This window comes from Streptomyces sp. Ac-502 (assembly GCF_045222935.1).
GTDB classification, from domain to species: domain Bacteria; phylum Actinomycetota; class Actinomycetes; order Streptomycetales; family Streptomycetaceae; genus Streptomyces; species Streptomyces monomycini.
In genome coordinates, this window is sequence record NZ_JBHFFO010000001.1 from 5,849,798 (window position 1) to 5,864,387 (window position 14,590).

A 14,590-nucleotide genomic window follows, 5' to 3' on the forward strand; every position below is an offset into this window, starting at 1 on the left:
AACGTTCAGGAGGCCGACTGCGGTGCGTTCTTGAGGAGTTCGGTCAGGAGGCGTACGGCGCCTCGCTTGTGGAGCGGGTCGTTGCCGTTGCCGCACTTGGGCGACTGGATGCAGGAAGGGCAGCCGGCCTCGCACTCGCACGACGCGATGGCCTTGCGGGTGGCCGCGAGCCACTCCGGGGCGGTGTGGAAGGCGCGTTCGGCGAAGCCCGCGCCGCCCGGGTGGCCGTCGTAGACGAAGACGGTGGGAAGGAGGGTGTCGGGGTGCAGCGGGAGGGACACGCCGCCGATGTCCCAGCGGTCACAGGTGGCGAACAGCGGCAGCAGGCCGATCGAGGCGTGCTCGGCGGCGTGCAGGGCGCCGCCGAGCTGCTCGGGATTGACGCGGGCCGCGTCGAGCTGGTCCTCGGTGACGGTCCACCACACGGCCCGGGTGCGCAGCGTACGGGGCGGCAGGTCCAGTTTCGTCTCGCCCAGCACCTCACCCGTGATCAGCCGGCGGCGCAGGTAGGAGACGACCTGGTTGGTGACCTCCACCGAGCCGAAGCACAGGCGCGCGTCGCCCCACGGGACCTCCGTCTCGGTCTCCAGGACGGTGATGGCGGTGGTGTCGCGCGCGGTCGTCGAATACGGCGGGTTCGCCTCCTGGACGAGGGCGACGTCGTCCTCCAGGTCCAGGTGTTCGACCAGGTACGTACGGCCCTGGTGGAGGTGGACGGCGTCGTCGTGGACGGTGGTGTGCGCGGCGGCCGCGTCCACCGTGCCCAGCAGCCGGCCGGTGCCCGCCTCCACGACCTGTACGGGCGAGCCGCCCTGCCCGCGGATGTCGGCGAGGTCGGCGGCCCGCTCGCGACGGGTCCAGTGCCACGCCTTGGCGCGGCGGCGCAGCAGCTTGCGGGCCTCCAGCGAGGGGAGAAGACCCGGGGCGGCGGGACCGAACAGGGGAAATCATCTTCGGTGAGCGGGAGTTCCGCGGCGGCCGCGCACAGGTGCGGGGCGAGCACGTACGGGTTGTCCGGGTCCAGCACGGTGGACTCGACGGGCTGGTCGAAGAGTGCTTCCGGATGGTGCACGAGGTAGGTGTCCAGCGGGTCGTCGCGGGCGACGAGGACGGCGAGCGCGCCCTGTCCGGCACGGCCCGCGCGCCCGGCCTGCTGCCACAGGGAGGCGCGGGTGCCCGGGTAACCGGCGATCAGTACGGCGTCCAGCCCGGAGACGTCCACGCCCAGCTCCAGGGCCGTGGTGGCGGCCAGGCCGAGCAGGTCGCCGGTGTGCAGGGCGCGTTCCAGCGCCCGGCGCTCCTCGGGCAGATAGCCGCCCCGGTACGCGGCCACCCGCTGGGCCAGGGCCCGCGCGACCGTCCCCAGCCGCTCCTGCGCGATCAGGGCGATCAGCTCGGCGCCGCGCCGCGACCGTACGAAGGCCACGGTACGGACGTCCTGGAGGGCGAGGTCGGTCAGCAGGTCGGCGGTCTCGGCGGTGGCGGTACGGCGTACGGGGGCGCCCTGCTCGCCGTGCAGCTCCGTCAGCGGCGGCTCCCACAGCGCGAAGACCACCTCGCCGCGCGGCGAGGTGTCCTCCGTGACTTCGGCCACAGGAAGACCCGTCAGCCGCTCGGCCGACCGGGCCGGTTCGGCGGCGGTGGCCGAGGCCAGCAGGAAGACCGGTTCGGAGCCGTACCGGGCACAGACACGCCGGAGGCGGCGTATGACCTGGGCCACGTGGGAGCCGAAGACGCCGCGGTAGCTGTGGCACTCGTCGATGACGACATAGCGCAGGGCGCGCAGGAAGGAGGACCAGCGGGGGTGGGCCGGGAGGATGCCCAGGTGGAGCATGTCGGGGTTGGTCAGGACGTAGTTGCCGTACTGGCGCACCCATTCGCGTTCCTCGACCGGCGTGTCGCCGTCGTACACGGCCGGCCGCACCGCGGTACCGAGCGGCGCGGCGAGTTCGCCGACGGCGCGCCGCTGGTCGGCGGCGAGCGCCTTGGTGGGCGCGAGGTACAGGGCCGTGGCGCCGCGCCCGTTGGGGGCCTCGGAACCGTCCAGGAGCCCGGACAGCACCGGGACCAGGTAGGCGAGCGACTTCCCGGACGCCGTACCGGTGGCGATGACCACCGACTCGCCCCGCAGGGCGTGCTCGACGGTACGTGCCTGATGGGTCCACGGCCGGGCGATCCCGGCGGCTCGGACGGCTTCCACCACCTCCGGACGGATCCGTGCGGGCCATTCCGCATGGCTGCCGATGCGCGGGGGCAAGTGCTCCGTATGAGTGATGCGCGTAGCGCGGGACGCCCCTGGGTGAGACGGTCCAGGACCGTGCGCGGGGAGGGGCTGGTGCCCCCGTCCGGGGGCAGCTGATTGGAGGCCATCGGCATCGAGTGTGTCACCGGTGTGACGGACAATGCGCACAAGGCGTCGTGCACGCCTGCTGGTAAGTGATTGAATGCCATCGCGGCTGCCGATCCATGGGGGGCGACCGCTCGATAGCAAGGTGCTGGAGGATCCGTGGACCTGTCCCTGTCGACCCGGACCGTTGGCGACCGTACGGTCGTCGAGGTCGGTGGCGAGATTGATGTATACACCGCGCCCAAGCTGCGGGAGCAGCTGGTCGAGCTCGTGAACGACGGAAGCTACCACCTCGTGGTGGACATGGAGCGTGTCGACTTCCTGGACTCCACGGGGCTCGGCGTTCTGGTCGGCGGGCTCAAGCGGGTGCGTGCCCACGAGGGCTCGCTGCGCCTGGTCTGCAACCAGGAGCGCATTTTGAAGATCTTCCGTATCACCGGACTGACCAAGGTGTTCCCGATTCACACCTCGGTCGACGAAGCCGTCGCAGCGACCGACTGACGGCTCGCCGGTCCCCGCGCCGCGGCGCGGGGGTTGGAAGCAGTGGGGGAACCGGGCTTGGCGGTCCGGCCCCTGCGTTGCACGCCCGCATACCGAGGGGGATGGCATGGCCACCGTCGAACTCCGCTTCAGCGCCCTTCCCGAGCACGTCCGTACCGCGCGACTGGTCGCGGCTGCCGTGGCGCGGCGGGCCGGGGTGGACGAGGCCGTGCTGGACGAGGTTCGGCTCGCCGTCGGTGAGGCGTGCACCCGTGCGGTGGGGCTGCACCGCACCAACAACATCACGGCCCCGGTACGGGTCGCCCTGGTCGAGGACGAGAAGAAGTTCTCCATCGAGGTGGGCGACGAGGTCCCGGGGAGCCCGGCGGGTGCCGGTGCGGTGCCCGGCGTCCGCGGTCTGGACGGGGAGCCGCTGCCCGGCGGTCCCGTCTCGGACAACGGCGACGCGGCCGAGAGCGACGACGAGATGGGGCTCGCGGTCATCAGCGGGCTGGTCGACGACGTCGAGGTGACCTCCGGTGAGACCGGCGGCATCATCCGCATGAGCTGGCCGACGGCGCCGGCGCCGGTGCTGCCGTAGGGCTGGCCTGCCGTAGCGGCCGGCCTGCCGTAAGGGCCGGCTCTGTCGTCGGGTCGGCGTTCTCCTGCCGTACGGCTGCCCACGTGGCGGGGCGGCCCTCGCCGTAGCGCCTGCGGGCTGCTGCGACGGACTGGCGGGCTGCTGCGACGAATCGCGGGCTCACGCCTCGCAGGCTCGGCGACCCCACCCGCACCGCGGGGAACCTGCTCCGCGCCCCCACGCGCCCTCTTTCACTCCCGCACGCCCCATTCGGCCGTACGCGCCCCAACTCTTTCGTGCGGCCGAATGGGGCTGCGTCCGCGCGGTGTGTGGCACGCGGCACGCCGTGGCCAAGGCGCATCAACCGGCCACTCGCGCTCCGGTCACTCTCACCCCCTCTTCAGGCCACATCCGCACGCTCGTGCCCAGTCGGCTCCCCGTACCCACCGGTCTCGTGCGCCCGGCTCCTCCGTCTCCCCACCCGGCCGTACCGGGCGTACGGTCCGCCGCCGTACCAGGGTCGCGTGGCCCCTACCGGAGTGCGTACTTCCGTGGCGGTACGGGCCACCGACGCTGCCCGGCGCTCACCGCCCCCGTATTGCCCCCCGTACCGCCGCCGGGCCCCCTGCGCGGTGCCACCAGCGCCCCGCAGGGCGGCCGGGCGCAACAGCGCCTCCCCGCGCGAGCCTCCGGACCGCCGGAAGCCCGCCACCCCGGCGGCGGTCCGGCCGGGCCGCGAGGCGCTCGTTCCCGACGCTGTGAGCAGCGGCGTCAGGTAGGACTCTGAGATCATCATTCAGTTGTCAGCGAATTATTCACATTCATTCGTCCAGGCGAATTGTGATGGCGCCGCCACGGCCCCGCTATTTTCGATCTTCGCCGCTTCTTCGCCTGATCTCTGTCCGGTCTCCGTCCGTTCTTCGAACGATCTCGGCCGCGACCGGCGAATTCCCTTTGAGGCGCCCTGTTTTGATCTGGTGCCGCTACCTACAATCCGTCCACAACTTTGCTCAGGACGCCTGAGCGTGCTTCCGCGCGCCCATGTGCCAAACGTCAAGGAGGACGAATGGCGGGGCCTTACACCCCTCAGTTGCTGGAACATCCCTCTTACCTGGCCGAGCCATCGCTGACGTCGGGCAACCGCGGCATGGTGCTGGTGATCGCCGTCGTGGCGCTCGCGGCACTGGCCGTCGCGGCGGTGCTGGTGCGGCAAGTGCTCGCCGCCGGTGAGGGAACCGACAGCATGAAGAAGATCGCCGCCGCCGTGCAGGAAGGCGCGAATGCCTATCTCGCCCGGCAGTTGCGCACCCTGGGCGTATTCGCCGTGGTGGTGTTCTTCCTGCTCATGCTGCTTCCCGCGGACGACTGGACGCAGCGCGCCGGGCGCAGCGTCTTCTTCTTGATCGGCGCCGGTTTCTCGGCCGCCACCGGCTATATCGGGATGTGGCTGGCGGTGCGCAGCAATGTGCGCGTCGCGGCCGCCGCCCGGGAAGCCACACCGGCCGAGGGCGAGCCGAAAAAGGATCTCACGGCCGTCTCGCACAAGGCCATGAAGATCGCTTTCCGTACGGGTGGCGTCGTCGGCATGTTCACCGTGGGGCTCGGCCTGCTCGGCGCGTCCGGTGTGGTGCTCGTGTACGCGGTCGACGCCCCCAAGGTCCTGGAGGGCTTCGGCCTCGGCGCCGCGCTGATCGCGATGTTCATGCGGGTCGGCGGCGGCATCTTCACCAAGGCCGCGGACGTCGGCGCCGACCTCGTCGGCAAGGTCGAGCAGGGCATCCCCGAGGACGACCCGCGCAACGCCGCGACCATCGCGGACAACGTGGGCGACAACGTCGGCGACTGCGCCGGCATGGCCGCCGACCTCTTCGAGTCGTACGCCGTGACGCTGGTCGCCGCCCTCATCCTGGGCATGGCCGCCTTCGGCGACTCGGGCCTGGCCTTCCCGCTGCTGGTCCCGGCCATCGGCGTGGTCACGGCCATGATCGGCATCTTCGTCGTGGCGCCCCGGCGCTCCGACCGCAGCGGCATGACCGCCATCAACCGCGGCTTCTTCATCTCCGCGGCCATCTCGCTGGTCCTCGTGGCCGTCGCCGTCTACACGTACCTGCCGTCCTCCTACGCCGACCTGTCCGGCGTCACGGACCCGGCGATCCTGGGCCGCAGTGGCGATCCGCGGGTGCTGGCGCTGGTGGCGGTCGCCATCGGCATCGTGCTGGCCGCGCTCATCCAGCAGCTCACCGGCTACTTCACGGAGACCAGCCGGCGGCCCGTACGGGACGTCGGCAAGTCTTCGCTGACCGGCGCGGCGACGGTGGTGCTCTCCGGTATCTCCCTCGGCCTGGAGTCCGCGGTCTACTCCGCGGTGCTGATCGGCCTGTCCGTGTACGGCGCGTTCCTGCTGGGCGGTACGTCCATCATGCTGGCGCTGTTCGCGGTGGCGCTGGCCGGCACCGGCCTGCTGACCACCGTCGGCGTGATCGTCGCGATGGACACCTTCGGCCCGGTCTCCGACAACGCCCAGGGCATCGCCGAGATGTCCGGCGACGTCACCGGCGACGGCGCGCAGGTCCTCACCGACCTGGACGCCGTCGGCAACACCACCAAGGCCATCACCAAGGGCATCGCCATCGCCACGGCGGTACTGGCCGCGGCCGCGCTGTTCGGCTCGTACCGCGACGCGATCGCCACCGCCGTACGGGACGTCGGCGACTCCGCCCGGGGCATGGGCCTGAGCCTGGACATCTCGCAGCCGAACAACCTGGTCGGCCTGGTGCTGGGCGCCTCCGTCGTCTTCCTCTTCTCGGGGCTGGCGATCAACGCGGTGTCCCGGTCGGCCGGCGCGGTCGTCTTCGAGGTGCGGCGGCAGTTCCGCGAGAAGCCCGGGATCATGGACTACACCGAACAGCCCGAGTACGGGCGTGTCGTGGACATCTGCACCAAGGACGCGCTGCGCGAGCTGGCCACGCCCGGCCTGCTGGCGGTGCTCACACCGATCGCCGTCGGCTTCTCGCTCGGCGTCGGCGCGCTCGGCTCGTTCCTCGCGGGCGCCATCGGCACCGGCACCCTGATGGCGGTCTTCCTCGCCAACTCGGGCGGCGCCTGGGACAACGCGAAGAAGCTGGTCGAGGACGGCCACCACGGCGGCAAGGGCAGCGAGGCGCACGCCGCGACCGTCATCGGCGACACGGTCGGCGACCCGTTCAAGGACACCGCGGGCCCCGCGATCAACCCGCTGCTGAAGGTCATGAACCTGGTCGCGCTGCTGATCGCACCGGCCGTCGTGAAGTTCAGCTACGGCGCGGACAAGAGCACCGGCGTACGGATCGTGGCCGCCGGTGTGGCGATCGCCGTCATCGTCGGCGCGGTGTACATCTCCAAGCGTCGCGGCATCGCGGTGGGTGACGAAGACAACAACGCGGGGAAGGTGGCGCAGACCGCCGACCCGGCGGTGGTCTCCTAGCGGGCGGGGCGTTCGCGCCGCTCAACGGGCGGGCGGAGGGCGTGCTTTGAGCACGCGCTCCGCCCGCACTGCTGTGCGCCCGGCCGCGTCACAGGGCTTGGTGCAAATGGCTGCAATGAGGGGCGTACGGACCGACCGGCTCACGGCCGGGGGCCTTCGGACGTGTATGTTCCGGGGCCGAGAGCCATGGAAGGGACCGATCCGGTGAAGAAGAAGCTTGTGGCCGCGCTGTCCGGCGGCGCGGCACTGATGCTCGCGCTGACCGGCTGCAGCGACGACGGTGACAATAAGCTCGACGCCTGGGCCAAGAAGTTCTGCGACCCCGCCCAGGCCCAGTTCAAGAAGATCCAGGACGCCAACACGTCCATGCAGACGGCCGACAGCGGCGGCACCGACTCCAAGAAGGTCCAGGAGGCCGACTCCAAGGCGTTCCAGCAGATCTCCGACGCCTACGCGTCGCTGGCGAAGGCGCTCGACCAGGCCGGCGCGCCGCCCGCCGAGGGCGGCGAGGAGTCCCAGAAGAACGCGGTCAAGGAGCTCAACGACCTCTCCAAGGGTTACGCCGACCTCAAGAAGCAGGTCGACGGCCTGGACACCGGGGACAAGGGCAAGTTCGCGGACGGCCTGCGGTCGCTGTCCGACGGCATCAACAAGCTCAACAAGAAGAGCGAGCAGGCGTTCAGCAAGCTGGAGTCCGGCGACGTCAAGAAGGCGATGGCGGGGCAGTCCGGCTGCCAGAACCAGAAGGCGACCGAGGGCGGCGGGTCGGCCGCGCCGAAGAAGTAGCCGAGGAAGCGGCCGAGGGGCGCGGCGGGCGCCGTACGGTCACCGTCCGCGCCCATGAGCGCGCCGGGCCCGTCCGACACGCCGTCAGGTGCGCCGGTCCGTGTCCGACACGCCATCAGGCGGGCCGGCCCGGTCCGTGTCCGACACGCCGTCGGCCCCGGCGGTCCTGTGTCCGCCACGCGCCGACGCACGGCCGAGACGCCGCGACACGGCCGACATGCTGTCCGCGTACCCCGTTGCCCGCGCCCACCCCGCCCCGCCGCTCGCGCCCACCCCGCCCCGCCGCTCGCGCCCGCCCCGCCCCGGTGGCCGCGGGGCGGCCGGGCCGTGGCCGTTTGTCAGTGGTTGGCCTGACAATGGGAGCGTGAGTACGCACCTCCCCACCGCAGACCTCCGAGACCCCGATTCCGCCGCCCGCACGGCCCGGCTGCGCGACGCGCTGCGTGACGCCGCGTTCACCGCCGACGGCCTGCTGGATCTGCTCGGCGCGCCCGCCTACGCCGCGCTGGCCCGCAGCGAGACCGTCCCGGCGCTCCGCGCGACCCGGGACGACGGCCCGCTGCCCACCCTGGTGCGGCTGTTCCTGCTCCAGCGACCGGTGCCGTACGGCCGGGCCGCCGCCGCGCTGCCGGTGGACGACTGCCTCGCCGACGGCTGGCTGGTGCGCGACGGCGACGAGGTCCGGGCGAGCGTCGACGTGCGCCCGTACGGCGGCCCCGACGGCCAGGACTGGTGGATCGTCTCCGACCTCGGGTGCGCGGTCGGCGGCGCGGGCGGCATCCGGGCCGCCGAGGAGGCCGCCGGCGTGGACCGCGCGCAGCTGGTGCTCGGTGTCGGCGGCGCGTCCACGACGCTCGCCGGCATCGCGGTCCGCACCCCCGTCGCCCGGGTCCTCGACCTCGGCACCGGCTCCGGCATCCAGGCGCTGCACGCCTCCGCGTACGCGACGCAGGTCACGGCCACGGACCTGAACCCGCGGGCGCTGCGGATCGCCGGGCTGACGCTGGCGCTGTCCGGCGCGCCGGCCGCGGACCTGCGCGAGGGTTCGCTGTTCGACCCGGTGGGCGAGGAGACGTACGACCTGATCGTCTCCAACCCGCCCTTCGTGATCTCGCCGGGCGCCCGGCTGACCTACCGGGACGGCGGGATGGGCGGCGACGACCTGTGCCGCACCATCGTCCAGCAGGCCGCCGACCACCTGAACGACGGCGGGTACTGCCAGCTGCTCGCCAACTGGCAGCACGTCGAGGGCGAGGACTGGCACGACCGGCTGCGCTCCTGGGTGCCGCGCGGCTGTGACGCGTGGATCGTGCAGCGCGAGGTCCAGGACGTGACGCAGTACGCGGAGCTGTGGCTGCGGGACGCCGGCGACCACCGTACGACCCCCGAGGAGTACGCGGCGCGTTACGACGCCTGGCTGGAGGAGTTCGAGGCCCGCGGGACCAAGGCCGTCGGCTTCGGGTGGATCACCCTGCGCAAGTCCGGCGCGGCGGACCCGTCGATCACCGTCGAGGAGTGGCCGCACCCGGTCGAGCAGCCGCTGGGCACCGCGGTCGTCCGGCATTTCGAACGCCAGGACTACCTGCGCGCCACGGACGACGCGGCCCTGCTGGCCGGCCATTTCCGGCTCGCCGACGAGGTCGTGCAGGAACAGGTCGGGCTGCCCGGCGCCGAGGACCCGGAGCACGTGGTCCTGCGGCAGAACCGCGGCATGCGGCGCGCCACGAAGGTGGACACGGTCGGCGCGGGCTTCGCCGGGGTCTGCGACGGCTCGCTGCCCGCCGGACGGATCCTCGACGCGATCGCTCAACTGGTCGGCGAGGATCCCGTGTTGCTGCGCGACCGTACGCCGGACGCGATCCGGACCCTGGTCGAGCAGGGCTTCCTGGAGCCGGTGACGGCCGGTACGGACTGAGGACCCGGCCCGCCCCGGGAGGGCGGCGATGAAGTCGTACGGGCGGCCTTCACCTCAGGTTCGCCGCCGCGCCGCCCGGGGCTGCCACTCTGCCCGCATGGAGAGTGGTCCCGAGGCGTTCGCCGGGGTGGCCTTCGCGCTGTTCGGCGCCGGCCTGCTGGTGTGGACGGGCGCGTGCGTACGGGCCGGGGAACCGGTCGCCGACGGGGTGAGCCGGTCGTCGGGTACGGCGCTGGCGCTGCTCTTCGGCGTGCTGTTCCTGGGGACGGGGTGCTGGCTGTTGCTGTAGGGGCGGGCGGGGGCAGGCCGCCGGGAGCGTACGCATGTTCTCAGGGGCCCTCGGAAGTTCTCGGGAGCCTGCCGAGGGAACGCGCCGCTCTCCCCGTTCGTCTTCGCAAGAAGCGCCCGCGGCCCCGCACGCCGCCTTGTTCGTTGCCCGCTCAACTGCATTGCGGCCGCGGCCTGTTCACTCCCGCCCCACCGGGCAAACCACGCGCAAAACCACTCGCCCGTGAAGCAACCGGAACGGCCATCTGCCCGTGTTCCTGAGTGAAGGCCATCAACCGGCCCAACAGGGAGGAACACGTTATGAACCGTGCATACCGCCTCACCGCCGCAGGGGTTCTCAGCGCCGCACTCGTCGCCGGGACCGCGGCCGCCGCCTCCGCCGCCCCCGCGGCCCCCGCGTCCCCGGTCGCCCACAGCGTCGCCGCCAAGGCCCCGCAGCAGGCCACGCTCACCGCCAAGGCGAGCACCAACGCGGTGAAGGCCTGGCAGGAGTTCCGTATCTCCGGCACCTCCACCGGCATCAAGGCCGGCACCAAGGTCACCGTCCAGCAGAAGCAGGGCGCCAAGTGGGTCTCGCTGCCCGCGAGCGTCACCACCAACAAGACCGGCGCCTACTCGCTCCGCGTCAAGCTGGGCATCAAGGGCGTCAACCAGCTGCGGATCGCCGGCGGTGGCGCGATCTCCCCGGTGATCACGGTCACCGTGCGCTGAAACACGCCGTAGGGCACCACCACGACGCACGGTACGCCGGGCGCGCCGCTTCCCCGCGGCGCGCCCGGCGGCCGTTCGCGTACGGGCACTGTCCGCCGGGTCGAACGCCCGGTCAGCCCGTGAGATTGCGCACCAGCATCCAGACGGCGGCGGCGCCGAGGACGACGACGTTGCCGCGCGCCCCGAGGCGGGCCCGGAACCGGCGCCCGCGCAGTCCCGCGTACAGCCACCGCCCGGTCATGTACGCGGCGGCCGGCACGCCCAGGGTCAGCAGGACGGCGTTGTCGTGGAAGGCGGTCACGAGGTCGCCGTGCATCAGGTCGTACGCCATCCGGGTCCCGCCGCAGGCCGGGCAGAGCAGCCCGGTCGCCCAGCGGAACGGACACGGAAGCAGTATCTGCCCCGGTTCGTGGGGATCGGTGTGCCACAGGTAGACCGCGCCGAGAGCACCGACACCGACGGCGACCGCCGCGCGGCGCAACGTCGCGTTCCGTACGGCGGTGGGGGAGGAGGGGGCGTTCACGGAGTGCTCACCGCGCCGGGCCCCGGCGCGACGACCTGGCGTAGTTGCCCTGATTCAGGACAAACGCGTGCTGCCCGGGCGACGGCCCCCGCCCCGCAAACGCCCACCAGCCACTCCAGACATCCCAGATACTCCAGCCGTCCCCGCCTCTTCATTCACACCAGCGACTTCCCACCGGTGACATCAGCAACGCCACACCAGCGACTTCGCATCAGCCACTGGGCATCAGCCACGCCCCGCCCCGGCCAGGACGGCGGCACCGGGTGAGAGGGCACGGTCGAGAGGGGACAGTACGGGGTGGGAACGGATACGGCCACCGTCCGGCCCGTCGGCGCCGCCCGCCGGCCGGACGCCCCGCCGTACCGCGCCCCCGTCGCCGACCGGGACCGTACCGGCACCGGCACCGGCCTGTGTCCGGCCCGGCGCGGCCTCCCGCACCGGCCCGTATCCGGTCCGGGCGGCATGAAGGCATGTAGTCGGGTTACCGTTCGAGTGGCGTTGCGGGGTTTTTCCGTTTGACACGAGGGCGGGATGTACCGTCACACTCCGCAGCGTCAAGCGTCACCGCAGTGTCCCCCAGAGCTCCGGCCCGGGGGTTACCCCCAGCGTCGACCGGAGAGAAGAGCGAAGTTGTCCCCGACCAGCGAGACCGCACAGGGCGGCGGCCGCCGACTCGTCATCGTCGAGTCGCCTGCCAAGGCGAAGACGATCAAGGGCTACCTCGGCCCCGGCTACGTGGTCGAGGCCAGCGTCGGGCACATCCGCGACCTCCCGAACGGCGCGGCGGAGGTCCCGGCGAAGTACAAGGGCGAGCCCTGGGCCCGTCTCGGCGTGAACGTCGACGCCGACTTCCAGCCGATCTACGTCGTCAACAGCGACAAGAAGGACCAGGTCAAGAAGCTCAAGGAGCTGCTGGCCGAGTCCGACGAACTCTTCCTCGCCACCGATGAGGACCGCGAGGGCGAGGCCATCGCCTGGCACCTCCAGGAGATCCTCAAGCCCAAGGTCCCGGTCCACCGGATGGTCTTCCACGAGATCACCAAGGACGCGATCCGCGCCGCCGTCGCCAACCCGCGCGAGCTGAACCAGAAGCTCGTCGACGCCCAGGAGACCCGCCGCATCCTCGACCGCCTCTACGGCTACGAGGTCTCGCCGGTCCTGTGGAAGAAGGTCATGCCGCGCCTGTCGGCCGGCCGGGTGCAGTCGGTGGCCACCCGCCTCGTCGTCGAGCGGGAGCGCGAGCGCATCGCCTTCCGCTCCGCCGAGTACTGGGACCTGACCGGCACGTTCTCCACCGGCCGGGCCGGCGACGTCAGCGACCCGTCCACCCTGGCCGCCCGCCTGTCCACGGTCGACGGCCGCCGCGTCGCCCAGGGCCGCGACTTCGGTTCCAACGGGCAGCTCAAGAACAGCGACGTCCTCCACCTGGACGAGGCCAATGCCCGCGCGCTGGCCGCCGCCCTGGAGAACACCGACTTCGCGGTCCGCTCGGTCGAGTCCAAGCCGTACCGCCGCTCCCCGTACGCCCCGTTCCGTACGACCACCCTCCAGCAGGAGGCCAGCCGCAAGCTGGGCTTCGGCGCGAAGTCCACCATGCAGGTGGCGCAGAAGCTGTACGAGAACGGCTTCATCACCTATATGCGTACGGACTCCACGACGCTGTCGGACACCGCGATCTCCGCGGCCCGCGCGCAGGTCACACAGCTGTACGGCGCCGCGTACCTGCCGGACAAGCCGCGCTCGTACGCCGGCAAGGTCAAGAACGCGCAGGAGGCGCACGAGGCGATCCGGCCTTCGGGTGATCGTTTCCGCACCCCGGCGGAGACCGGTCTGACCGGTGACCAGTTCCGGCTGTACGAGCTGATCTGGAAGCGCACCGTCGCCTCCCAGATGAAGGACGCCACCGGCAACTCCGTCACCGTCAAGATCGGCGGCCGGACGGCCGACGGCCGGGACGCCGAGTTCAGCGCCTCCGGCAAGACCATCACCTTCCACGGCTTCCTCAAGGCGTACGTGGAAGGCGCCGACGACCCGAACGCCGAGCTGGACGACCGCGAGCGGCGCCTGCCGCAGGTCGCCGAGGGCGACCCGCTGAGCGCGCGGGAGATCACCGCGGACGGCCACGCCACCAAGCCCCCGGCCCGCTACACCGAGGCCACGCTGGTCAAGGAGCTGGAAGAGCGCGAGATCGGCCGCCCGTCGACGTACGCGTCGATCATCGGCACCATCCTGGACCGCGGCTACGTCTTCAAGAAGGGCACCGCCCTGGTGCCGTCCTTCCTGAGCTTCGCCGTGGTCAACCTCCTGGAGAAGCACTTCGGGCGGCTCGTCGACTACGACTTCACCGCCAAGATGGAGGACGACCTCGACCGCATCGCGCGCGGCGAGGCCCAGTCCGTGCCGTGGCTGCGCCGCTTCTACTTCGGCGTGGGCGAGGCGGCCGGTGCCGCCTCCGAGGCCGGCAACGGCGACGGCGACCACCTCGGCGGCCTCAAGGAACTGGTCACCGACCTCGGCGCGATCGATGCCCGGGAGATCTCCTCCTTCCCGGTCGGCGACGGCATCATGCTGCGCGTCGGCCGCTACGGCCCGTACGTGGAGCGCGGCGAGAAGGACTCCGAGGGCCACCAGCGCGCCGACGTGCCGGAGGACCTGGCGCCCGACGAGCTGACCGTCGCCTACGCGGAGGAACTGCTCGCCAAGCCGAGCGGCGACTTCGAGCTGGGCATGGACCCGGACAGCGGCAACCAGATCGTCGCCAAGGACGGCCGCTACGGCCCGTACGTCACCGAGATCCTGCCCGAGGGCACCCCGAAGACCGGCAAGAACGCGGTCAAGCCGCGTACCGCCTCGCTCTTCAAGTCGATGTCCCTGGACACCGTCACCCTCGCCGACGCGCTCAAACTGATGTCGCTGCCGCGCGTCGTCGGCAAGGACCCCGAGGGCGTCGAGATCACCGCGCAGAACGGCCGCTACGGCCCGTACCTGAAGAAGGGCACCGACTCGCGCTCCCTGGAGAGCGAGGACCAGATCTTCAACATCACGCTGGAGCAGGCCCTCGCCATCTACGCGCAGCCCAAGCAGCGCGGCCGGGCCGCCGCCAAGCCGCCGCTGAAGGAACTGGGCACCGACCCGGTCAGCGAGCGCCCGGTGGTCGTCAAGGACGGCCGCTTCGGTCCGTACGTCACCGACGGCGAGACCAACGCGACGCTGCGGCGGGACGACGACGTCGAGACGATCACGCCGGAGCGCGGCTACGAGCTGCTCGCCGAGAAGCGCGCGAAGGGCCCGGCGAAGAAGACCGCCAAGAAGGCCCCGGCCAAGAAGACGACGGCGAAGAAGACCGCCGCGAAGAAGGCCCCGGCGAAGAAGACGGCTGCCAAGAAGACGACGGACGCGAAGAAGACCACGACGGCGAAGAAGACGACCGCCGCGAAGAAGACCACGGCTGCGGCCGCCAAGAAGACGGCGGCCGCGGAGAGCGTGGAGAGCTGAGC

9 protein-coding genes and 1 pseudogene are annotated in these 14,590 nt (G+C 71.7%); 8 read left to right on the top strand and 2 right to left on the bottom strand.

All coding sequences use genetic code 11. From position 1 onward, the window contains the following. Positions 1 to 5: 5 nt before the first annotated feature. A pseudogene (locus ACEXOX_RS26560) lies at positions 6 to 2,451 on the bottom strand (DEAD/DEAH box helicase). A gap of 55 nt (positions 2,452 to 2,506) precedes the next feature. On the opposite strand from ACEXOX_RS26560, the gene bldG reads away from it, so the two are divergent. The 7 genes from bldG (at position 2,507) to ACEXOX_RS26595 (ending at position 10,570) form a co-directional block, all read left to right on the top strand. Next, a complete protein-coding gene (gene bldG / locus ACEXOX_RS26565; protein WP_004571875.1) occupies positions 2,507 to 2,848 on the top strand; it encodes an anti-sigma factor antagonist BldG in 342 nt (113 codons plus the stop codon). A gap of 106 nt (positions 2,849 to 2,954) precedes the next feature. Further along, positions 2,955 to 3,428 carry an ATP-binding protein gene (locus ACEXOX_RS26570; protein WP_406523733.1) on the top strand — a complete coding sequence of 158 codons (474 nt, stop codon included), beginning with the start codon at positions 2,955 to 2,957 and terminating at the stop codon, positions 3,426 to 3,428. Between the two features lie 1,045 nt (positions 3,429 to 4,473). Continuing rightward, a complete protein-coding gene (locus tag ACEXOX_RS26575) occupies positions 4,474 to 6,870 on the top strand; it encodes a sodium-translocating pyrophosphatase (RefSeq protein WP_406523734.1) in 2,397 nt (798 codons plus the stop codon). 204 nt (positions 6,871 to 7,074) lie between these two features. Next, positions 7,075 to 7,656 carry a small secreted protein gene (locus tag ACEXOX_RS26580; protein ID WP_406523735.1) on the top strand — a complete coding sequence of 194 codons (582 nt, stop codon included), beginning with the start codon at positions 7,075 to 7,077 and terminating at the stop codon, positions 7,654 to 7,656. A 364-nt stretch (positions 7,657 to 8,020) separates the two neighbouring features. Then, positions 8,021 to 9,571, top strand: coding sequence for a methyltransferase (locus ACEXOX_RS26585; RefSeq protein ID WP_406523736.1), 1,551 nt, complete (start codon positions 8,021 to 8,023; stop codon positions 9,569 to 9,571). A gap of 97 nt (positions 9,572 to 9,668) precedes the next feature. After that, the gene (locus ACEXOX_RS26590) at positions 9,669 to 9,860 is read left to right on the top strand and encodes a hypothetical protein (protein WP_406523737.1); all 192 of its coding nucleotides are present in this window, start codon (positions 9,669 to 9,671) and stop codon (positions 9,858 to 9,860) included. 299 nt (positions 9,861 to 10,159) lie between these two features. Continuing rightward, complete coding sequence (locus ACEXOX_RS26595) at positions 10,160 to 10,570, top strand: hypothetical protein (protein WP_406523738.1); 411 nt, start codon at positions 10,160 to 10,162, stop codon at positions 10,568 to 10,570. 112 nt (positions 10,571 to 10,682) lie between these two features. Here the strand turns inward: ACEXOX_RS26595 and ACEXOX_RS26600 are convergent, their stop codons facing one another. Beyond that, on the bottom strand, positions 10,683 to 11,093 hold the full coding sequence (locus ACEXOX_RS26600) for a DUF2752 domain-containing protein (protein ID WP_406523739.1): 411 nt from the start codon (positions 11,091 to 11,093) through the stop codon (positions 10,683 to 10,685). A 630-nt stretch (positions 11,094 to 11,723) separates the two neighbouring features. Between ACEXOX_RS26600 and topA the strand changes: the two genes are divergently transcribed. After that, the gene (topA, locus tag ACEXOX_RS26605) at positions 11,724 to 14,588 is read left to right on the top strand and encodes a type I DNA topoisomerase (RefSeq protein WP_406523740.1); all 2,865 of its coding nucleotides are present in this window, start codon (positions 11,724 to 11,726) and stop codon (positions 14,586 to 14,588) included. Positions 14,589 to 14,590: the final 2 nt, after the last annotated feature.

Excerpts from the sequence above, each read along its gene's own strand:
- ACEXOX_RS26570 (WP_406523733.1), top strand. The coding sequence starts at position 2,955 with ATGGCCACCGTCGAACTCCGCTTCAGCGCCCTTCCCGAGCACGTCCGT.
- ACEXOX_RS26575 (WP_406523734.1), top strand. The coding sequence starts at position 4,474 with ATGGCGGGGCCTTACACCCCTCAGTTGCTGGAACATCCCTCTTACCTG.
- ACEXOX_RS26590 (WP_406523737.1), top strand. The coding sequence starts at position 9,669 with ATGGAGAGTGGTCCCGAGGCGTTCGCCGGGGTGGCCTTCGCGCTGTTC.
- ACEXOX_RS26595 (WP_406523738.1), top strand. The coding sequence starts at position 10,160 with ATGAACCGTGCATACCGCCTCACCGCCGCAGGGGTTCTCAGCGCCGCA.